Below are 21,654 nucleotides of genomic sequence, written 5' to 3' on the forward strand. Positions count from 1 at the left end.
AGTGATGCCATGTACAAGAACATTCTGGTTTCGGTGGACTTGGGCAAGGCGGAGGCGGAAACGAAAGCCATCAACACCGCCGTCGAACTCGCGAGAATGACCGGCGCCAACCTTCACGTGCTGACGGTGGTGCCGGACTTCGGCTTCTCGCTCGTCGGAGGCTTCTTCCCGAAGGATCATGAGAAACAGGCTCTGGAGCGCGCGAATGTCGCGCTCCACGAGTTCACCAAGCAACATGTTCCGAAGGAGGTTCGGCATCGCCACATCGTGGCCCACGGCTCGATCTACCGCGAGATCCTGCACTATGGCGACGTCTGCAAGGCGGATCTGATCGTGATGTCCGCGGCAACGCCTGGACCCGAGGATTATCTGCTGGGCCCGAACGCCGCCCGTGTCGCCCGCCACGCCAAGGTGTCGGTTTACGTTGTAAGATAGACCCTCGGAAAGAAAAGCGGCCTGAAGCGCGGGCGCTCAGGCCGCTGGATCAGTGCCGGGCCTGCCGGAATGGCGGGCCGGCGGCGAGGATGACTGACCTCAGGCGATGGCCGCTCCGCTTTCCTTCATGATTTCCTGCCAGGCCTCATAGGCGGCAAGAACCGTCTCGCACTGGGCGGTGTGGCCGGCAATGAAGGCCTCGCCGTAGATGGTCTCGTCCGGATACTCGGTGATGAGCGTCACCGGCACGATGCCGCGCTCGTCCTCTGAAATGAGGCACGGGAAGCCGTTGACCATCTCGAAGCCTGTCTCTCCCGCGTGTGTTTCGAACAGGGCGATCTGCTTCGCATTCATCTCGATGAGGCCCGGAATTTGAGCCAGACGGCGGGTGACGGCATCCGTCAGCGCGCGCGCCGGCTTGTCCCAGCCATTGTGATAGCGGACCACCAGGAAAAAGCCCTTCGGCACCATCCACATGGAGAAATTGCGCGGAATATAGCCGGAAAGCGGGCGCGTCCACTCGTGCGAGGGATAGCCATGAAGGTTGACGTGCAGCGCCGCGCCGGTCTTGGCCTTCGCCTCGAGGCGGATTGCCTTCTCGAACAGGAAAGGTCCGGCATTCTCGGCGCTGCGGTACTCGAGATCGTCGCCGAGCGCGGTGTAGCGGGCAGCATGCGACATGTGCCGCGGATTGTCCTGTCGCAGGCGCTGGTGCAGCGCATAGCCGTCCGGATTTTCGCTCGGCGCGACGGTGAAGTGCGCGCGGGGGCGCTTGGCCAGGATCTGCGCGGCCCTGAGAGCGCCGACCACACCGGTTGTCTCGTTGGCGTGCTGGCCGCCGCTGATCATCACCGGAATATCGGTCCCCTCGACGTAGGTGGCCCGGATTTGCCGGCCGGAGCGGGCGGAGGCATTGAAGCTGCTGCCGCCGATGGCGGCGAGCTCGGCCGCGATCTGCTCGGCCGAGAGCGGGGCGGTGGCCTTCTCGAGCTGCTGGTCGGGTGAGGGGATGAAATCGGTGGTGAAATCCCGCAGTTCGATCCTGAGCGTCACCTCACCGGAACCCTGGACCACTTCCGGCACGATCTGGCCGGGCCGCAACGTGCGGTCGGTGAAGGCACGGCCGGTCTTGCGGGTGAAGAATTCGATGCCGGAGAAGTAAAGGTCCTCGTGCAGGGCCTCGCGCAGGCTCATCACCTCGTCACCCACCGGGAGGGGCTCGTCCTCCGCCGGGTATTCGATGCGGATGTTGAGCTCCTGGAAGAAGGGCTCCGTTTCTCCCCAGTCATGGGCGGCGATCGCCTCCATGGCGGCGGCGTAGACCTGCTCGTAGTCCGTCACCAGCCGCTCGCCTTCAGCCTCGCCGGCGGGGCGGATCCAGCCCGTCGGCGACACGGCAGGTTCGCCCGCCGGATCCTCGTGGACGCGGTTCGGGGCGAAGACTCGCACCTCGCGCACCGAGCTGTCGGTGCCGGTGAGCAGCACGTCGTAGTGGAAGTCACCGTCCTCGCGCTGGACGAAGCAGATCCTGCGCTCACCGACCATGGCCGCGAGCGGATAGCACTCGAGCCGGAAGCGGTTCTTCGGCGCGTGCTTGTGGACCGGATAGCGCACTTCGATCGCGGCAATGCCATCAAGGTCGATCTCCTCGAGGAATGCGTGCAGTAGCGGCTTGTATGCCGAGCGGATGCGCGCCTTCACGCTCTTGGCAGCTAGCGCCTCTTCGGCCGTCTTGCGGGTCTTGCGGTCGTCGAAGACCCAGGCCTCGAACTCGTCGCCGGCCCGTGCCTCGGCGATGATGCGGTCGAGTGTGCGTTCAAACGTGCGTTCAGCAAGCAATGAAAGGGTCATGGTCTGGAGCTTCGTCCTGTCGGATCGAGGGTGTCGCGGAGCCAATCACCGAGAAGGTTGAGGCCCAGGACGGTGAGAAGGATGGCAAGGCCCGGGAAGACGCTGACCCACCAGGCGGTCTGCAGGTAGGTACGGCCGTCGGCCAACATGCCTCCCCAGCTGGGTGTCGACGGGTCGATGCCGAGACCGAGGAATGTCAGGCTGCTTTCGAGCAAGATGTTGTTGGCGACGTTCAGCGTCATCAGCACGATCACCGGGCCGACCAGATTGGGCAGCAGGTGCTGGAAAATGATCTTGGCGTTGCTGACGCCGATTGCCTTGGCCGAGAGAATGAACTCGCGTTCGCGCAGCGACAGCATCTGGCCGCGCACGAGGCGGGCGTATTTCACCCACTCGGAGACGATGAGTAGGAAGATGGTGTTGGTGAGGCTCGGGCCGACAATGGCGACAAAGGTCATCGCCAGCAGGATGAACGGCATGGCGAGCTGCACGTCGGCAAAGCGCATCAGCAGCATGTCCCAGAAACCGCGAAAATAGCCGGCCACGAGGACGAGTACGGTGCCGAGGATCACGGCTCCGATCACCGAGACGACGCCGACGAGCAGCGAGACCTTACCGCCGGCGAGAACACGCGCCAGCACGTCACGGCCGAGCGGATCGGTGCCGAAGGGATGCGCCAGGCTGGTGAAAGGCTTGGTCAGGCGCGCCATGAGGTCGACCTTGGCCGCACCACCCGGGAACAGGACATCGGAGAAGAGCACGCCCAGGACGATCAACGCGGTGAGCGAGGCGCCGAAGATGAACTCGAAATTGTTGAAGCGGGCCCGGCGGGCGGTGGCTGTTGCCATAGGTACTACTCCAACCGGATGCGCGGATCGACAAGGCTGTAAGCGATGTCGACGATGAGATTGACGCCGACGATCAGCAGCGCCAGCACGGTTATGACCGCCTGCAGGACCGGATAGTCACGGGCGTTGACCGCGTCGAAGGCGAGGGTGCCGAGGCCCGGCCAGCTGAACACCTTCTCGATGACCACGAGGCCGCCGAGCATGCCGCCGAATTGCAGGCCGAAATAGGTGATCAATGGAATGGCGCAGTTGCGCAGCGCGTGCTTGTAGAGCACGCGCCGCTCGCTCAAGCCCTTGGCACGCGCGACCATGACATATTGCGACTGCAACGTTTCCAGCATGGCGGTGCGCACGAGGCGGACATTGGTGGCCGTCAGGATCACGCCCATGGTGAGCGTGGGCATGATGTAGCTCTCGAAGCCGGTCATGCCGCTCGGCGGCAGCAAACCGAGGAAGATCGAGAACAGCAGCACCAGCATCGTGGCGAGCCAGAAGTTCGGAAAGGAAACGCCGATCAGCGAGAAAATGCGGATCACCTGGTCGGCCACCTTGCCCTTGGAGACTGCCGCCCAGATGCCGAGCGGGATGGACATGACGATCGAGATCAGCAGTGAGACAAAGGCGAGCTTCAGCGTCGACGGGGCCGCCTGGGCAATCAGGGTGGAGACCGGCGTGCCGCCCACGAAGCTGCGGCCGAGGTCGAGGGTGACCAGTCCCTTCAGGAAACCGAAATACTGCTGGTAGAAGGGCTTGTCTGTCCCGAGCGCGGCTCGGATGCGTTCGAGATCGGCTTCCGACATGGAGCCACCGCCGCCTGCAAACATCATCACTGCCGGATCGCCCGTCAGCCGCACGGCATAGGACACGAACAGCGTAATGACGATGACGACGAAGACGGCCTGCAATATTCGCTTGAGCAGATAGCTTGCCACGGTCCCAATCCTCGGGTGAGGGAGCGCCGCCAAAAAGCGGCGCTCCGATTGACGTTACTCGACGGTGATTTCGTTGAGCTTCAGGCGGTTGTCGGGGGCCGCCTGGAAGTTCTTCACACGCTTGTTCACGCCGTAGATCGCGTTGGTGTTGTAGAGCGGCAGCTCAAGCGCCTCGTCAGCGACGTACTTGGCGATCGCCTGCAGCATCTTCTCGCGCTCGGCGCGGTCGGTGACCGGGCGCTGGTCTTCCAGCATCTTGTCGAGCACCGGATCGTTGCCATACGGGTTCCACTGCTCGCCGCTGTGGTACATGGCGTAAGCCGTGTTGTCGTAGTCGAACGTCCAGCCGCCCCACTTCTGCTGGAACATCGCGCCGGTCTTGCCCTGCGGGATGATGTCGGAGATCAGCGTGCTGGTCTCGTAGGGCTTGATCGTCGCCTTGAGGCCGACGGCCTCCAGATAGGCCACGATGGCCTGGGCGACCTCGTTCATGGCCGCGTCGTTGCTGCGGATGTCGATCTGCAACTCCGTGCCCGGCGCAACGCCCGCTTCCTCGAGAAGCTTCTTGGCGCCTTCCGGATCATAGGGCAGGCCCTTCAGCTCCGGATCGTAGCCGAACGACAGCGAGCTCTGGAAGCTCACGATCTCCGACGCCTGACCGGAGAGGATCGCGTCGACGATGGTCTTGCGGTCGACGGCCATGATGATCGCCTTGCGCACGCGCACGTCGGCGGTGATGCCGTCACGGGTGTTGAAGCGCAGCGCGTCAACCGTCGGTCCGGGGATGCTGATGACCTCGAGCTTCGAATCGCTCTCGATGACCGGGATCATGGAGATCGGGATGGTCGGCGGGACCACGATGTCGACGCGGCCGGCCTGCAGCTCAGCGACTGCGGTCGACGGCTCGGAGATGAAGCGGTACTCAAGCTCGGAGATCTTCGGCGCGCCGCCCCGTTAGTCCGGGTTGGCCTCGAGCTTGATGCCGACCTTCGGCTCATAGGAGACGAATTTGAACGGGCCGGTGCCGACCGGGTTCAGGTTGAACTCCTCGCCCTTCTCCTGAACGTACTTCGGCGGAACGATCATCGCGCCGTAGCCGGCGAGCTTGGTGAGCAGCACCGGATCCGGAGCCTTCAGCTTGAAGTCGACGGTGTAGGGATCGATGATCTCGACGCTGTCGATCGAGACGTAGTTCGAGCGCTGCGGACCCTTGGCGCCTTCCTCGCCGAGCAGGCGGTCAAAGGTGAACTTCACGGCCTCGGCGTTGAAGTCCTCGCCATTGTGGAACTTGACGCCCTCGCGCAGCTTGAAGCGGATGCGCGTGCCGTTGTCCAGCTCTTCCCAGGACTCGGCAAGGCCGGGAACGATCTTCATGTCCGGACCGCGGTAGGTCAGCCCGTCATAGATGTTGGTGGCGACAGCCGCCCAAGCGACCAGGAAGGTGTCGATCGGATCCCAGCTGCCGGCGTCCTGCGGCGCGGAAACCGTCACCTTGCCTTCGGCATATGCAGGCAGTGCGGAGAACGACACGGCGCCCAGTGCGAGCGCGGACAGTCCCGCCAGAATTCCCCGTCTGATGATTTTCATGTGTTCACTCCTCTGTGAGCTGTTAAGCGGGCACTCTCGCGACGAGGTGGCCGGGGGCTATCTCGTCGTGCATGACAATTGCAGGCTCGTCCCCCACGCGCCGCACCGGGTTCGGGATCTCGCCCTCGATCTGGACCGGTGGACGCTCGCGCGTCGGGTCGGCGATCGGAACGGCTGAGAGCAGCCGCCGCGTGTAGGGGTGAGACGGGTTCTCGAAGATCTGCTGGCGGCTTCCCATCTCCATGATCTGGCCCAGATAAAGCACCGCGACGCGGTGGCTCATCTGCTCGACAACAGCGAGGTCGTGGCTGATGAAGAGGTAGGAGAGGCCGAGATCAGCCTGCAATTCCATGAAAAGGTTGATGATCTGCGCCTGGATCGACACGTCGAGGGCCGACAGCGCCTCATGGGCGATGATCAGCTTCGGGTTCGAGGCGAGCGCGCGCGCAATGCAGATGCGCTGGCGCTGGCCGCCTGAGAACTTGTGCGGATAGCGCGAGGCCACCGAGGGGGAGAGGCCCACGCGCTCCAGCAGCTCGTGCACGCGCTTCCTGACCGCGTTGCGATCGGTGATGAGCTTGTGGGTGTGGATCGGCTCGGCGATCGAGAAACCCACGGTCTTGCGCGGATCGAGCGACGCGTAGGGGTCCTGGAAGATGTACTGCACTTCCTGGCGCAGGCGGAACAGCTCGGCCGGAGTCATGTCGGCGAAACTCTTGCCGCGGAAACTGATCGTGCCCGACTGCGCCCTCTGCAGCTGCTGGATCGTGCGGCCAATGGTCGATTTGCCCGAACCGGACTCGCCGACCAGCGCCAGCGTCTCACCGGGATAGATGTCGAAGCTCACCTTCGACACGGCGCTCAGCCGGTGCGTAACCTTGCCGAGGAACGTCTTCTTGATGTCGAAACGCACCACCAGGTCGCGAACGGACAGCAACGGCTCATCGCTTCGCACGGTGTCCTGCGCGCGCTCGTCGCCTATGATTTTGGGTTGACCATCCTCGATGACGGTGAGCGCGCGGCGCTTGGGCAACGGCTCGCCCGTCATGCTACCGAGGCGCGGCACCGCCGAAAGCAGTGCGCGGGTATAGGGATGTTTCGGATTGGCGAAGATCTCGCGGACCGGGCCTTCCTCGACCTTCTTGCCCTTCCACATGACGACCACGTGGTCGGCCATCTCGGCCACCACGCCCATGTCATGGGTGATGAAGATCAGGCCCATGCCAAGCTCTTTCTTGAGATCTCGCATGATGTTGAGAATCTGCGCCTGGATCGTCACGTCGAGCGCGGTGGTGGGCTCGTCGGCAATCAGCAGCTTCGGCCGGCAGGCGAGCGCCATGGCGATCATCGCGCGCTGGCGCATACCGCCCGAGAGCTGGTGCGGGTAACGGTCCATCAGGTTCGCCGCATCCGGTAGGCGAACCTTTTCCAGGAGCTGACGCACCTTCTCCCGCGCCTCGGCGCGTGAAATGTTCTGGTGCAGCAGGATCGCCTCGGTGATCTGGTCGCCCACGGTGAAGACCGGGTTGAGCGAGGTCATCGGCTCCTGAAAGATCATCGCGATGTCGTTGCCCCGGATCGAGCGCATCTCGCGCTGCGTGGCCTGCGCGAGATCGCGGCCCTCGAACATTATCCTGCCGCTCTCGAAATGCGCGCCGAGATGGTCGGTCAGCCGCATGATCGAAAGAGAGGTGATCGACTTGCCGGAGCCGGACTCGCCGACGACGGCGACGGTCTGCCCGGCCTCCACGGTGAAGCTCAGGTTCTCCACGACCCGGGACTGGCCGAAGGCGACGGTCAGGTTCTCGATCGACAGGAGTGGCGTCGAAGTCGTCATGCTGGTGTCGGCTCCTGGGTGCTGTGTGAAACGATACGGCCGAGTTCGTCGCCCGCGCCAACAGGACTGCCCGCGGCGACCGTCGCGGTGAAGATGCCGTCGCAACCAGCCAGGATCGGGGTTTCCATCTTCATGGCTTCCATTACGCCCAGAACGTCGTTCTCCCGCACAGCCGTCCCGCTTTCCACGCGCCAGGCGACGAGCGTGCCCGCCATGGGCGCCAGTACGCGGCCGGGATCTTCGGACGCAGCCTCGGGCGTTGCCGCGAGGCCGTCATCCGCGCCGGCGCCAAACACCGACCAATAGGCGCGCGGCACCTCGACCTCGATCATCCTGCCGTCGATCTCGACTCTGGCACGCCGGGTCTGCGGTTTGCGCGCAGGTTTCGGACGGGCCTCGGCCTCAAGCTTAGCCGCGAAATCGGTCTCGATCCATCGGGTATGAACGCGGAACTCCGGTCCGACGAAATCGGCCTCTTCGAGCACCTGCCGGTGGAATGGCAGCACGGTCGGTACGCCTTCCATCCGGAACTCGGCGAGTGCACGGCGGGCACGGGCAATGGCCTGCTTGCGCGTTTGCCCTGTCACGATCAGCTTGGCGACGAGGGAGTCGAAGGTGCTCGGCACGATTGAACCGGCTTCTACTCCGCTGTCGAGGCGGATGCCGGGGCCTGCGGGCGGGTCAAAGCGCGTGATCTCGCCGGAGGCAGGCAGAAAGCCGCGGCCCGCATCTTCTGCGTTGATACGGAATTCGATGGCATGGCCGTGCGGGGCGGGCGTCTCGCTGATCGAAAGCGGCAAGCCATCGGCGATCCGAAGCTGCTCGACCACGAGGTCGATGCCTGCGGTTTCCTCCGTCACCGGATGCTCGACCTGCAGACGGGTGTTCACCTCGAGGAAGGAGAGCACGCCTGAGGCGCCGAGAAGGTATTCCACAGTTCCCGCGCCCACATAGCCGACCTCGCGGCAGATCGCGGCGGCGGACTCGTGAATCGCGGCGCGCTGCGCCTCGGTGATGAACGGGGCGGGGGCCTCCTCGACCAGCTTCTGGTTGCGCCGCTGCAGCGAGCAGTCGCGCGTGCCGACCACGACCACATTGCCGCAGGTGTCGGCGATCACCTGCGCCTCGATGTGGCGCGGCCGGTCCAGATATTGCTCGATGAAGCATTCGCCGCGGCCGAAGGCGGCGAGCGCCTCGCGGCGGGCGGATTCGAACAGCTCTTCGACTTCCGCAAGGTCATGGGCAATTTTCAAACCCCGTCCGCCGCCGCCGTGGGCTGCCTTGATCGCGACCGGCACGCCGATCTCGCGGGCAAAGGCAAGAGCCTCCGCCGCGCTGTCGATGGCGTTCTCGCTGCCACGGGCGAGCGGCGCGCCGATCCTGGCGGCAATGCGCCGGGCCTCGAGCTTGTCGCCCAGCGCGCGGATGACGTCGGCGGGAGGTCCGATCCAGGTCAGGCCTGCGGCAGTCACTGCTTCCGCGAACTCGGCACGCTCGGACAGGAAACCATAGCCCGGATGCACGGCATCCGCGCCGCTGCGCTTCGCAATGTCGATGAGCTTGCCAATGTTGAGATAGGTGTCCTTCGGTGTCGATCCGCCAAGCGCGAAGGCCTCGTCGGCATGGCGAACGAACAGGGCGTTGACGTCCCCGTCGGCATAGACGGCCACTGATTTCACGCCATAGTCACGGCAGGCGCGGACGACGCGCAGCGCAATCTCGCCGCGGTTTGCGATCAGGACCTTTTTCATGGTCTGCCGCCCTTTCTCATGCAGTCTATGGCGTTGAAGCGGATGCGCGCTCCTGGCGGAATCTGGCTGGCAAGACCGAGTCGGTCTTCGCTTAGCGTTGCAATCACCGGGTATCCACCCGTCACCGGATGATCCGCCAGGAAAAGTACCGGCTGGCCGTTGGGCGGCACCTGGATGGAGCCTGGCAGAGTTGCCTCGCTCGGCAACTCTCCCTGCCGCCGCCGTTCAAGCGGCGTGCCCTCAAGGCGCATGCCGACGCGGTTGCTCTGCCGGCCGACCGTCCATTCCTGGGAGAGGAACAGGTTGACGGCCTCGTCGGTGAACCAGTCGTCGCGGGGACCGAGGTAAACGTCGAGCGTCACGGTCTCGCCCGCCCCCGGCATGGCAAAGGGCCGCTCCGCGGAAGGCTGCACGGCAACCTTCATTTCTGCTGACCTCACGAAAACCCGGTCGCCCGCGCGGATCGGATCGGGTCCGAGCTGGGCCAGCGTGTCGGTCGAGCAGCTGCCAAGCACCGGCTCGAAGGCAAATCCGTCGCGCACGGCAAGATAGGAGCGCACGCCCCGCCGCGGCGCCTCGACGGTGACCATGTCGCCATCGTTGAGGGCGAGCGCGGTCCACGGGGTGAGGCGTACCGTCTCGCCGTCGGTATCGCGGATGACGATTGCTTCCGCTGCTCCCGTCACGGCGGCAACGAGATTGCCCGTCACCCGGAACGTGAACGGTGCCGGGGGAATTTCCAGTGCGGCGGTGGATGGCGGGTTCCCCACGATGCGGTTGGCTGCGGCAAGCGCGCCGCGGTCGGCCGCACCGGACAGGCTGATGCCCTGGGATGCAAGGCCGGGCCGCCCGAAGTCCTGCGCAAGGGCAGGGAGCGGCGCGCTTACCACTTCGATCCACTGGTCCGAGGACGTTGACGTGTTCGCCGGTTTCGTTGGCTTCGACGGTGTTTTGCCCGATAGCGTCTCGACGCGGCGGAAACGGACACCCATGCCTGGGCGCAGCAGCGCGGCAGGTTCACGGTTGATGTCGAACATGGCGACATCGGTGCGGCCGATGAGCTGCCAACCGCCGGGGCTTGCCTTCGGATAGACGCCGGTGAACTCGCCCGCCAGTCCCACCGAGCCGGCAGGCACTACCGTGCGCGGTGAAGGCCGCCGCGGAACGTGCAGGGCGGAGTCCTTTGCGGCAAGGTAGGCAAAGCCCGGTGCGAAGCCGGTGAAGGCGACCGAGAACAGTGTGCTCGTATGCCGGCGGATGACTTCCTCGGGGTCGCAGCCGAGGAACCGCGCGACGTCCTCCAGGTCCTCGCCGTCATACAGAACAGGAATTTCGACGACGCTGCCCGGCTCTGCGGCCGAAGCCTCCCGGCTGCGCTCGATGATCTGGCCGAGCAATTGCTTGGGGCTCGTCTCGCGCGGATTGTGGCGCACCAGCAGGGTGCGGGCGCCGGGGACAAGTTCGCGAATGCCTTCGACGGGATGATCGGCCAGGCCAGTGCTCGTAGCCATTACGTCTTCGAGCGTGTCGAACTCGACAAGAAACGCGCCCGGCCGCATGGCGCGGATCCTCGGCGCAGATGGTGGCTGCGATAGGTTGGTCATTTCAGGGGCGGGCCGGAGCAAAGGGCGCGACTTCGATGCCGGCTTCGTCCAGCGCCTTGCGGACTGCCCGGGCCATCGCCACCGCATTGGGGGAGTCTCCGTGCACGCAGATCGACTGCGCGGTGATCTTCACGGTCGAACCGTCGATCGCCTGGACCACGCCGTCGCGCGCCATGACCAGCACGCGCTGGGCGACTGTCTCAGGGTCATGGATCACCGCGCCCGGCTGGCGGCGGGAGACGAGCTGCCCGTCGGGCATGTAGGCGCGGTCGGCAAACACTTCCTCCACGACCGTGAGGCCCGCGGCGCGCGCCTGTTCCACCACCGGCGCGCCGGCCAGCGCCAGCAGCACCAGCCCGGGATCGATGGCAAGGATGGCGCGGATGACGTCGGCCGCCTGCCGCTCATCATGGGCGATGGTGTTGTAGAGCGCGCCGTGCGGCTTGACGTAGGTGACCCTGCCTCCGGCAGCCTTCGCAATGCCCTGCAGTGCGCCGATCTGGTAGATCACGTCGCCAAACAGCTCTTCGCGGGTCGGCTCCATGTTGCGGCGGCCGAAGCCCACCAGGTCCCGGTAACCGACATGCGCGCCGATGGCGATGCCGCGCTCGACCGCTGCCTTCACGGTGCGAAAGATTCCGGCCGGATCGCCGGCGTGGAAACCGCAGGCGATGTTGGCGCTGCTGACGACGTCGAGCATGGCGACGTCGTCGCCCATGGGCCACGGGCCAAAGCTTTCGCCCAGGTCGCTGTTCAGATCACAAGCCAATTGAGCCCCTCACAAACTAGAGCCGTACTTGAGGATTGGAGGCTTATTGTTATCAAACCCTAACAATCTCCCACAACCTTGTCCAGACTGTTCAACAATCTTGTAAATGGAATTGGGGTAGCGACACGCCGCATCTGATTTTGCTAGATAATCCCGATGAGTCGGAGGCGGTCTGTTGAGCACCGTCCGTATCCGGCTCTTTTCGGAAGGGCCCAGCGGCAGCGTGAGAGTAACATGCCAGCACCAGCAAAGATCGTGACACCGATCGCCAGCGCCGGCCACCAACCGCTGGCTGAAACCGTTGCCGCGAGGATCCGCGAAAAGGTCATCTCGGGCGAGCTGCAGCCGGGGGAACACCTGTCCGAAGTGGCTCTGGCAGAGGAACTGCAGGTTTCGCGCAACACGCTGCGGGAGGTGTTCCGTCTTCTCACCAAGGAAGGCATCCTGCGGCACGAGGCGAACCGCGGCGTGTTCGTCACGACGCCCAGCATCTCGACGATCATCGACATCTACCGTATCCGCCGGCTGATCGAGTGCCAGGCGCTTGCCGAGGCATATCCGCGTCATCCGGCCATCCGGAAGATGCGTGAGGCGGTCGAGGCGGCGAAGGCCTCCCGCGAGGCGGGACGTTGGCTCGCGGTCGGCAGCGCTGACATCGCTTTCCACAGCGCGATCGTGGAGCTGGCCGACAGCCCGCGCCTGTCCGCCTTCTATTCACACATTTCGCTGGAGCTGCGCCTGGTCTTCGGTTTGCTCAAGGATCCGGAGTACATTCACGCGCCATTCGTCGACCAGAACGAGAAGCTGATCGAGCAGGTTGAGGCGGGCAATTTCAAGGAAGCGGCGAAGATGCTGGAGGCCTACCTGTTGCAGGCCGAGCGCTTCATCCTTGCGGCCTACGCCAAGGCGATCGAAAGCTGAGGCCGGCGTCCTGCGTCTGTTGAAAGTGTATACGTCCGGCAGCCTTCGTATGGATAGCGTGAGGTGCTGGCGTGGTAACGGATACCTGAATACATATTCAAGCGGATGCCTTGAACTTTGTTGCAAGCAGTACCGGGGCTTCACCAGTATCCTATGGTCACACCGGTAAACTCCGGAAAGCATACCTCTTCATAGCGCTACACTTCGGGCGGCTGGCCGATTGCCTGACCTGACTCCGCGTCTTTCAACAGGCCTGCATCCGCATGCCTTGATTGCCAGACAGCGCGGGATGGCGGATTACCGCACTCCTCTTCATCTGTTAACTGCAGCCGGGAAAACATCTGGCTCGGGTTGCGAGGATCATGTCTGTGCAGCTTCGGCCATAGTCGCAGCCGAGGCTCGGAGTATGGCCGGTTGTGTAAACAGGAGGTGTTTACATTATCCTTATCTTAGATAACTATTGCTAATTGTTAAGATCTGAATGAAGGCATCGGGGGGTATCGCGATACGTGCACGCAGGCGCCGTATACGGTCGTTTGATCTTCTTCTCGGGACGACCGCTCTTTCCGTTCCTGTAAGCCTGCCGGCGTATGCTGCCTGTACTGTGATGCAGGATGCCAGCACCATCTATTGCGATGGCGGCGCGCCGGCTGTCTATGCCAATCAGTATCAGACCATGGAGGTCGGAAAGGTCTCGGGCAAGGTCCAGGGGCCGTTCATCATTTCCTGGCAGGGGAACAGTCCGGGCGGAGACGGCAATCCAGGCGGTACAACGCCGGCCATGACGCTGGACTATGACGGAAGGGGCGGCACCATCACGGGTCTGTCCGATGCTTATGGCGCGCGAAACACAGCCCTTGGTGTCAGCGCCCAGGGCGGCAACGGATCGGCCGGCGACGGCGATATGTGGGACTTCAATGCCCGGGGCCATGATGGTGGGGCAGGCGGAAAGGCGGGTACCGTAACGCTGGACTATGCCGGCGGAACGATCAGCATTTCGGACGCCTACGCGTCCGACAAGATGGACTCGCTCGTTCTGCTGCGGGCGACCGCCATCGGTGGCCACGGCGGCAAGAGCGGTGGGGCCCGTTCGAGTTTGGCCGGTTCGGCTCATGGTGGGACAGGCGGTTCCGGTGGTGACGGCAGCCGCGTGGCAGTGAAGATCGATTCAGGAGACCTGTCCCTGTGCGGTTCGGTGGCGGGTCGAACCTATTCCGTGGTTACCGCGACCTCGCGTGGTGGGTCGGGTGGTGACGCCGGAAGAGCATCTGCCATTTTCGGTAACGCATGGGGCGGTGACGCCGGCGGCGGCGGCAGAGGTGGAGACGCCAGTGTCGAGATCGGCAATGCGGCTCTGTCGCTTAATGCTCGGCAAGGTGTTGTGGTCCATGTGGGGTCCTACGGCGGCGATGGCGGCACCGGTGGCTATGCGAAAACCGAGACCGCTGCGGCCCATGGTGGCAGCGGCGGGAGCGGCGGCAATGCCCACGGTGGCGCGGGGCAGAGGGGTGGCAATGGCGGCACGGCGTCCCTGTCGCTTGGATCGGGCTCCATCACGGTGGATGCGGGCACGAGCGGAATTCTCGTGCAAAGCCTTGGTGGCAGGGGCGGCACGGGCAGCAATGCCGATAGCAACATGGGCGCAGCCTGGGGCGGCGATGGCGGCCGCGGCGGCGATGCTGGCGCGGTGAGCGTCACCCGCGGCAGCGGCATGATCTCCATTTCGATGACGTCGACCACGCAGAGCCAGCAGGCGATCCGGCTCGAGAGCATCGGTGGGACGGGTGGCAATGGCGGCAATGCGCGGTCCGGCTTCGCAGGAAATTCGTATGGCGGCGATGGCGGGCAGGGCGGTAGTGGAGGCGACGTGACGGCCGACATTGCCGCCAACATCACCACCGCAGGCCACCGCAGCCAAGGCATTGTGGTGCGCAGCTATGGCGGTGCCGGCGGCGACGGTGGTAACGCGGATTCATTTGCCGGCAAGGGCAAGGGTGGCGCCGGTGCGGGGCCCGGCCCGTCGGGCAACTCGACGCTGACCTTTACGGGCAGCATAACGACGACCGGCAGCGAGTCGAATGCGATTCTCGTGCAGGCAGTTGGCGGCTTCGCGGGTGACGGCGGTGGCGCTGGGGGCTTTGTGGCCTTTGGCGGCAGCAGTGAGAGTGCCGGTGATGGCGGCACGGTTCTCGTAACCTTGACAAGTGGCACGAGGCTGCAGACCGCGGGCGACCACGCCTATGCGCTTCAGGCGCAGTCGGTCGGTGGCGGCGGCGGCCGGGGGGGGCTTCGGCGGTGCCATCTGGGGCTTGGGCGGTGACGGTTCTGCCGGTGGCTCTGGCGGCGCGGTCAGCGTGACGGTCGAGCGTGATACCCGCCTTCTGACAACGGGCGCGCGTGCGATTGCACTTCATGCTGCCAGTATCGGCGGTGGTGGCGGTGACGGCGGCAGCGTGCCTGGCATTGTCAGCTTCGGGGGCGAGGGTGGCACCGGTGGCCATGGTGGCGCGGTGACGGTGACGAACGATGGCACGATCAGCACGTCGGGCGAGGGGGCCGCTGGACTCGTTGCCATGAGTGTGGGCGGCGGTGGCGGTTCGGCCCATACTTCCGCCGCATCGGTCCTGGCGGTCGGCGGCAAGGGCGGCAAGGGTGGCAACGGCGGCGCGGTGACGGTCAGCAACTCTGGCGTGGTGACCACGGCAGGGCATTTTGCCGATGCCATCACGGTTCAGTCGATCGGCGGCGGTGGCGGCGGCGTTGGCGGGTACGCAGCAAGCGCCGGCGTAACCCCGGTGGTCAACGTCAACCTTGGCGGAGAGGGAGGAGCAGGTGGCAATGGCGGTACCGTGCAGTATCTGAACGGCACTGCCAATATCAGCACCAAGGGCCATCTTGCCGGGGCCATCGTGGCGCAGTCCGTTGGCGGTGGTGGTGGCAGCGGCGGTATCGCAATCGCGATGGCATTGGCCAGCCCCGTGACGGGAGAAGCCTCCGTTGGTGGCAAAGGCGGGGATGGCGGCAATGGTGCGGCTGTGACAGTCTCGGGTTACGGGGCGCTGTCGGCCGAAGGGCACCTCTCTTCCGGCATTGTGGCTCAGTCGGTCGGCGGCGGCGGTGGCTCCGGTGGCTGGGCTGTCAGCGCATCCGAAGCGACCTACTACGCCAGCATCGACTTGTCGCTCGGCGGTTCGGGCGGTCGCGGGGGCAAGGGTGGTGAAGTTACCGTTAACTGGGGCAGCGTGATCACGACCGCTGGCGACCTTTCCGCGGGCATTCTTGCCCAGAGCGTTGGTGGTGGTGGTGGTACGGCCGGAGCGGGGCTCTCTGAAAGCAGCGTGACCGTGTACGGCTCCGCGAACATTGCCGTCGGTGGCACGGGTGGCTCTGGCGGCTCCGCCGGAAAGGTATCGGTTCGTCAGGCGGCGGATATCGTTACCACTGGCCGCGGTTCGGCGGGCATTGTTGCCCAGTCGATTGGCGGCGGGGGTGGATGGGGCGGCATGGCGATGGCTGGCTCGTTTATCAGTGCCCACGGCGCCCTGCAGATTGCGATCGGTGGCAACGGCGGTGGGGGCGGTTCGGCAAGCGACGTATCCGTGCAGCAGACCGGGGTGGTCGCGGCGTCGGGTGATTACTCCGCCGGTATCGTTGCCCAGTCGATCGGCGGTGGCGGTGGTGCGTCCGGAATGGTGCTCACGGGTACCGGCTATACGGAACAGAGCGATATCAATCTCGGTATCAGCTTGAAGGGTGGGGCCGGCGGTTCTGCGGGACGGGTGTTCGTGCAACAGACAGGAAGCGTCTCCACAACGGGCAAGAGCGCGGCGGGCATTGTTGCCCAGTCAATCGGCGGTGGTGGCGGTCATTCCGGACTGGTTCTCGCCGTCGCGGGCGCACAAAGAGTACAGTGGTTGGGCGGGTCGCTCACGATGGCGGTCGGAGGCTCGGGCGGCAGGGGCAGCAATGCTGATGCCGTCCACGTGATTGCGGGTGATGTTTCAACCCGCGGAGATGCCTCGACAGCGATTGAAGCCATGAGCGTTGGCGGAGGCGGCGGTGCAGCCAGTGCCACCGCTGCGGTGGACATCGTCTCCAAGTGGAACGTGAATATGGCCCTCTCCGCAGGGGGCGCGGATGGCGGCAACGGAGGTGACGTCACCGTCTCGCTCAACGGTGCTGTGAACACCGCCGGCGTCGAATCCAAGGGTATCAAGGCCATGAGCGTCGGCGGCGGCGGTGGCTCCGGAACGCTGGTGCTCGCGGGCACGGTGAAAAGTGCTGGATCCGCCAACATCAATGTTGGTGACTACCGCACCGGCAATGGTGGCTCGGCCGGTACTGTCACAGTGTCCACGGCCGCTGGAAGCAGCATTCGAACTGCCGGCAATCTTTCCGAGGGCATCCAAGCTATCAGCGTTGCCGGGTCAGGCGGCACGGTTGGCCTCGCGATTTCGGGTGAGGTTTATACGGCCATTGATCTTAGTGTAACGCTTGGCCGCGGCGATGAGGTTGGCAGCGGCGGTACGGCCGGTGCGGTGAGCGTCACCAACCTCGCGACGATCGTCACCCTGGGCAAATATTCGAGCGGCATCGAGGCATCATCGATCGGCGGTAGCGGTGGCACCGGCAAGGGTGCAATCCACGTAGCCGCGCTGACGGCCATGGCCAATGGCTCCGTCATCGTGGGTAGCGATGGCGGACGCGGCGGCAAGGGCGGGGATGTCGCAGTTGTAAGCGATGCCACTATCCAGACATTTGGCTACCAGGCGCACGGCATCTTGGCCCAGTCTGTCGGTGGCGCAGGCGGCAATGGCGGCCTGATGGCGAACGGAAGCTTTACGAGCAGTCTCGACGGCGCAAAGGAAATCAGCGTCGTGGTTGGCCGCTCGGGCGGGGATGGCGGAAGTGCCGGAAATGTAACGGTGGGCGCCTACGGGAGCATTTCGACAGCCGACTATGGTGCGCACGGCATTTTTGCCCAGTCTGTGGGCGGGTCTGGCGGTTCCGGCAGTTATTCGTACCTGGCCACGTTGTCGGATGACCATCACCAGGAGAAATACTTCGACATCAACGTGGCGGTTGGCGGCAGTGGCGGCAGCGGAGCCCGCGGCGGCATGGTCATGGTGTACAACGCTGCCGCGATTACCACTGACGGGTACGATTCCAACGGCATTTTCGCCCAGTCCGTCGGCGGCGACGGGGGCAAGGGTGGCACCACCCACTCCCTCATTATGACCAGGCATCAGGAATTCGGCTGGAACGTGAACACCACCGTTGGAGGCTCGGGTGGCGATGCAGCCGACGCCGATCAGGTGAGGGTCGAAAACGCGGGCAACATCACAACCAGGAAGAGCGGTTCCAGCGGCATCTATGCCCAATCGGTGGGAGGCACTGGCGGCAAGGGCGGCAATTCCGCCAACCTGATCGCCACCCCGATGCCTGCCAGCCCGGCTCCTGGAGAGTGGAACGAGCCGAATGCAACGGAAAGACGCAGCATCGACGGCAACATAACCGTTTCCGTCGGAGGCAGCGGCGGCAAGGGGGCGGACGGAGATGTGGTGACCGTGCGCAACACGGGCACGATCACGACAGTCGGTGATCATTCGACCGGCATTTTCGCCCAGTCGGTTGGTGGCGGAGGTGGTGACGGCGGCACGGCCTCGGCCGACACCATTTCCTTCAATGGCGTCTGCACGGCTCTCAGCGGTGGTAGATACCAGTGCCGGAACCTGTTCTACGATGAAGACGAAACCTACATCACCGCAACGCTTGACGTTTCCATCGGCGGCAGCGGCAACGCCGCCGGCAACGGCGACGACGTAATTGTCATGCACGACGGAGACATCATTACCTATGGCATCCAGAGCCATGGCATCTACGCCCAGTCGGTCGGTGGCGGTGGCGGTATCGGCGGTGTCGGTTCGCTTGGCATTCGCGGTTGGTGGGACAACGATACCGCGGATGCGATCAGCAGGGCCTGGCATGATATGACGTTTATCCCGACCTTCACCGAGGTGACCGTCACTGTCGGCGGCTCGGGAGGGGCTGGCGGCGATGGCGGCAACCTCCTGGTGGCGGGAACTGGCAGGATCACCACCTATGGCAAGCAGGCCTTTGGTGTGAGAGCCCAGTCGGTTGGCGGCGGCGGCGGCGATGGCGGCATAGGTGCAAACGGCCTCTGGGGCGCTGTCACTGTTGGAGGTCGCGGCGGCAGCGGTGGTCACGGCGGTGACATCACGATCGATCTGCCGGGTGCGATCCAGACCTATGGGGAGGGCGCCCTTGGCATCTTCGCCCAGTCGGTCGGCGGCGGCGGTGGTGCTGCCGGCGATGTCGAGCTGGGCTGGTCCGCTTCCTGGATCCATTTGAACATCGGCGCCGGTATCGGAGTCCAGCAATCCGCGGGTAAGGGCGGCAACGGCGGCAAGCTGAACATCACCGCGGGCGCGGTCACGACGGTTGGCGCCCGCGCCCATGGCATCCTTGCCCAGTCGGTGGGTGGCTCCGGCGGCATCGCCCAAATATCCGGCGACACCTCGAGGCCCAGCATCTTTACCTTCGCGGGCAGCGCGGGTGACCCGGGCAAGGGCGGAGACATCACCGTCACCAACAACGGCGCCATCCGTGTGTCCGGCGAAGGCGCCCACGGCATCATCGCCCAGAGCGTGGCCGGCAGCAAGGACAAGGGTGATGCCAGCGGCAAGGTCACCATCAACGTCAATGCCAACGTGATCGCCTCGGGCAAGGGTGGCCGCGCCATTCTCGCCCAGAGCGACGGCGACAATGACAGGATCGATCCCGATCCCAAACCGGAGCCTGTGGCCCAGGTCTCGGATGACAACGCCAAGGGTGTCATCACCATCAAGGTGGCGAAGACCGCGACCGTGGCGACGGCCGCGGATGGTGCCGAGACGATTGCCCTGTTTGATGGCGCTGGAAAGGCCAGCAAGGCCACGAATTACATCATCAACGATGGTGTCATCCGCCATCTGGGCACGGGCGAAGAAAACTACGTGATCCGCACCAACGGGTCTGCCCTGTCAGTTCAGAACAACGGCATCATCGAAGGGTCGGTGCTGACCCAGGCGGCCGAGGGCGAATCCGGTCCGATCACCTTCACCAATGCCGCCGGAGCGATCTTCGGCATGGGTGGGACGGTCAACCTCGGCAATGGCGGTACACTCTACAATTCCGGCCTGATTTCGGCCGGACAGGGCGACCGGATCGGCACGACCAAGATCAGCGGTTCGCTCGTCCAGACGGATCCGGGCTCGATCATGGTCGACTTCTCCGTTGGCGGCGAACATGACCTCATCACGGTGACCAACGGCTCGCCCGCACCGCGGCTGGCCGGCACGGTCAAACCGGTGACCCAAGGCAGGGTCAACGGAACGACCGGTACCTTCACCTTCTTTGTCTCAGAGCCTGGCATCGCGTCGAACACGCTGACCGTTCAGGATATGGCGGTGGTTCATTACCGGCTTTCGCAACACACGCTGCCGGAGGGCGGAGAAGCGATCGATCTCTCCTATGAGATCGACTACACGCCGTGGGACAATCCGAACCGCCAGGCGGTTTCGGTTCCCGGCAACCCGGCGGTTTTCGGCGCCCATCTGGAGAACCTGTACTCGCTTCGGCTGGGTCTGCTCGGTGAAAGCCACAGCTTCATCGACGGCCTGCTGAACACGGCGCACCAGATCGAGACGATGGATGGCCTGCTCGCCTACTACGCGGGCTTCGTGCCGGTGGAGCTGTTTGCCCCGGGTGAAGCGACGGTCCATTCGGCTGTACGCTTTGCCGGTCGCCTGCAGGACTGCCCGGCGTGGAGCGTTGCCGGTCTGCGCGTGAGCGGCCCCGACGGCTGCGGCTGGTTCGAGGCCGAGGGCATTTACAACCGGCGCGATTCCGGTGCGTTTGAATTGGGCTACAGGTCCCGGGAGATCGGTTTCCACGGCGGTGCCCGGTTCGATTTCGCTGAAGACTGGTCGGCTAGCGTGGCGCTCGGTTACGACTGGTCGTCGCTCAGCGCGGGCAACCTCTCCGGCGACGGCCATCGTTTCCACGCCGGACTCGGCCTGAAGGGCGAATTCGGTGCGACGGCGGTGGGAGCGACCGTCTCCGGCGGCCTGGGCAGCTTCGACCAGGAGCGCTGGGTGTTCACCCCAGAGGGCTTGAACATGCACACTGCAGACCCGGATCTGCGGTGGATCTCGGCCCAGGCGCATCTCTCGCACAAGTTCGCATTGGGCGAGACAGCCTGGCTGCGACCGCAGCTGGACGCCGGCGTCCTGCACCTGCGTCAGGATGCCTATGGCGAGCGTGGCAGCGATCATTACGGCCTGAATGTCGGAGCGATCGACTACACAGTCGGAACGATCCGTCCATCGGTCGAGCTGGGTGGATCCTTCGAACTGGGCGGCAAGCCGGTCACCGGTGCGGTGCGGGCCGGTGTTCTCGCCCTGGTGGGCGATACCGACTGGTCCACGCGGCTCGGATTGAACGGCATGTCGGGGGATGGCTGGACCTACCCGCTCGAGGCGAAGGGGCAGAACCTGTTCGGCACCCTCGATGCTTCGCTGAAGTTCGGCCTGTCGGAGAAGGCATCGCTTGAGCTTGGGGCGTCGACGCTGTTCAATGGCGAACAGCAGCAGGTCATCGGACGGGCGACGCTGGCGGTCAGGTTCTAATTCGTCCCCGGCTCGCATCCGGCAGCTCATCACAGGGACCGGGCGTTGGCTTTCCGGCCCCGGTTGCGGACTGGTGGAGCGTTCCGGAGTTCCTGCGGAAACCTTTACCAAACGAAAGCGGGGAGTGGCTTCCACTCCCCGCTTCCACTACTGATTGGCAGGTTTGATGGGGCACGTCCATCGCCGGTCCGGACCAGTCTCGGGCAGGGTTACCCGAACGGCTCTCAACCGGTGGGCGTGCGCGAAAGTCAAAGCGCCTTTTCGAGCTCGGGGAGGATCTGGAAGAGGTCGCCGACGAGGCCGTAGTCGGCGACCTGGAAGATGGGCGCCTCCTCGTCCTTGTTGATCGCCACGATCACCTTCGAGTCCTTCATGCCCGCAAGGTGCTGGATCGCACCGGAGATGCCAACCGCGATGTAAAGCTCCGGC

At 64.6% G+C, this 21,654-nt stretch carries 12 protein-coding genes and 1 pseudogene; 4 read left to right on the forward strand and 9 right to left on the reverse strand.

Annotation, left to right across the window (positions count from 1 at the left end; all coding sequences use genetic code 11):
* Positions 1-9 precede the first annotated feature (9 nt).
* A complete protein-coding gene (locus ABD906_RS12310) occupies positions 10-435 on the forward strand; it encodes a universal stress protein (protein ID WP_345099701.1) in 426 nt (141 codons plus the stop codon).
* 99 nt (positions 436-534) lie between these two features.
* Here ABD906_RS12310 and ABD906_RS12315 read toward each other — a convergent pair whose 3' ends face one another.
* The 8 genes and pseudogenes from ABD906_RS12315 to ABD906_RS12350 all read right to left on the reverse strand — a co-directional run bounded on the left by ABD906_RS12315 (position 535) and on the right by ABD906_RS12350 (position 11,614).
* Positions 535-2,286, reverse strand: a complete 1,752-nt coding sequence (locus ABD906_RS12315; protein WP_345099702.1) for a M14 family metallopeptidase — start codon at positions 2,284-2,286, stop codon at positions 535-537.
* Positions 2,283-3,134, reverse strand: coding sequence for an ABC transporter permease (locus ABD906_RS12320; RefSeq protein WP_345099703.1), 852 nt, complete (start codon positions 3,132-3,134; stop codon positions 2,283-2,285). Before ABD906_RS12320 ends, ABD906_RS12315 begins: the two co-directional genes overlap by 4 nt.
* 5 nt (positions 3,135-3,139) lie before the next feature.
* On the reverse strand, positions 3,140-4,066 hold the full coding sequence (locus tag ABD906_RS12325; protein ID WP_345099704.1) for an ABC transporter permease: 927 nt from the start codon (positions 4,064-4,066) through the stop codon (positions 3,140-3,142).
* Positions 4,067-4,120: 54 nt separating this feature from the next.
* Positions 4,121-5,653 (reverse strand): annotated as a pseudogene (locus ABD906_RS12330) (ABC transporter substrate-binding protein).
* A gap of 22 nt (positions 5,654-5,675) precedes the next feature.
* On the reverse strand, positions 5,676-7,490 hold the full coding sequence (locus ABD906_RS12335) for an ABC transporter ATP-binding protein (RefSeq protein WP_345099705.1): 1,815 nt from the start codon (positions 7,488-7,490) through the stop codon (positions 5,676-5,678).
* The gene (locus ABD906_RS12340; RefSeq protein ID WP_345099706.1) at positions 7,487-9,241 is read right to left on the reverse strand and encodes an acetyl/propionyl/methylcrotonyl-CoA carboxylase subunit alpha; all 1,755 of its coding nucleotides are present in this window, start codon (positions 9,239-9,241) and stop codon (positions 7,487-7,489) included. The genes ABD906_RS12335 and ABD906_RS12340 overlap by 4 nt, the downstream gene beginning before the upstream one ends.
* Positions 9,238-10,800, reverse strand: coding sequence for a 5-oxoprolinase subunit PxpB (gene pxpB, locus ABD906_RS12345; protein WP_345099707.1), 1,563 nt, complete (start codon positions 10,798-10,800; stop codon positions 9,238-9,240). Before pxpB ends, ABD906_RS12340 begins: the two co-directional genes overlap by 4 nt.
* A 46-nt stretch (positions 10,801-10,846) precedes the next feature.
* The gene (locus tag ABD906_RS12350; protein ID WP_345099708.1) at positions 10,847-11,614 is read right to left on the reverse strand and encodes a LamB/YcsF family protein; all 768 of its coding nucleotides are present in this window, start codon (positions 11,612-11,614) and stop codon (positions 10,847-10,849) included.
* A gap of 234 nt (positions 11,615-11,848) precedes the next feature.
* Here ABD906_RS12350 and ABD906_RS12355 point away from each other — a divergent pair, with 234 nt between their 5' ends.
* The 3 genes from ABD906_RS12355 to ABD906_RS12365 all read left to right on the forward strand — a co-directional run bounded on the left by ABD906_RS12355 (position 11,849) and on the right by ABD906_RS12365 (position 21,225).
* Positions 11,849-12,535 carry a GntR family transcriptional regulator gene (locus ABD906_RS12355; RefSeq protein WP_345099709.1) on the forward strand — a complete coding sequence of 229 codons (687 nt, stop codon included), beginning with the start codon at positions 11,849-11,851 and terminating at the stop codon, positions 12,533-12,535.
* 607 nt (positions 12,536-13,142) lie between these two features.
* Positions 13,143-14,855, forward strand: a complete 1,713-nt coding sequence (locus ABD906_RS12360) for a hypothetical protein (protein ID WP_345099710.1) — start codon at positions 13,143-13,145, stop codon at positions 14,853-14,855.
* Positions 14,776-21,225 carry an autotransporter outer membrane beta-barrel domain-containing protein gene (locus ABD906_RS12365; protein ID WP_345099711.1) on the forward strand — a complete coding sequence of 2,150 codons (6,450 nt, stop codon included), beginning with the start codon at positions 14,776-14,778 and terminating at the stop codon, positions 21,223-21,225. The genes ABD906_RS12360 and ABD906_RS12365 overlap by 80 nt, the downstream gene beginning before the upstream one ends.
* Before the next feature lie 248 nt (positions 21,226-21,473).
* Here the strand turns inward: ABD906_RS12365 and ABD906_RS12370 are convergent.
* Positions 21,474-21,654, reverse strand: a 181-nt coding sequence (locus ABD906_RS12370) for an electron transfer flavoprotein subunit alpha/FixB family protein (RefSeq protein WP_345099712.1), incomplete at its 5' end; no start/stop codon positions are given.

It is taken from the genome of Chelativorans composti, assembly GCF_039541695.1.
Classification (GTDB): Bacteria; Pseudomonadota; Alphaproteobacteria; order Rhizobiales; family Rhizobiaceae; genus Chelativorans; species Chelativorans composti.

Bases quoted from the DNA above. Each gene is read 5' to 3' on its own strand.
- ABD906_RS12310 (WP_345099701.1), top strand. From the start codon at position 10: ATGTACAAGAACATTCTGGTTTCGGTGGACTTGGGCAAGGCGGAGGCG.
- ABD906_RS12315 (WP_345099702.1), bottom strand. From the start codon at position 2,286: ATGACCCTTTCATTGCTTGCTGAACGCACGTTTGAACGCACACTCGAC.
- ABD906_RS12320 (WP_345099703.1), bottom strand. From the start codon at position 3,134: ATGGCAACAGCCACCGCCCGCCGGGCCCGCTTCAACAATTTCGAGTTC.
- ABD906_RS12335 (WP_345099705.1), bottom strand. From the start codon at position 7,490: ATGACGACTTCGACGCCACTCCTGTCGATCGAGAACCTGACCGTCGCC.
- ABD906_RS12340 (WP_345099706.1), bottom strand. From the start codon at position 9,241: ATGAAAAAGGTCCTGATCGCAAACCGCGGCGAGATTGCGCTGCGCGTC.
- pxpB (WP_345099707.1), bottom strand. From the start codon at position 10,800: ATGCGGCCGGGCGCGTTTCTTGTCGAGTTCGACACGCTCGAAGACGTA.
- ABD906_RS12355 (WP_345099709.1), top strand. From the start codon at position 11,849: ATGCCAGCACCAGCAAAGATCGTGACACCGATCGCCAGCGCCGGCCAC.
- ABD906_RS12360 (WP_345099710.1), top strand. From the start codon at position 13,143: ATGCAGGATGCCAGCACCATCTATTGCGATGGCGGCGCGCCGGCTGTC.
- ABD906_RS12365 (WP_345099711.1), top strand. From the start codon at position 14,776: ATGCGCTTCAGGCGCAGTCGGTCGGTGGCGGCGGCGGCCGGGGGGGGC.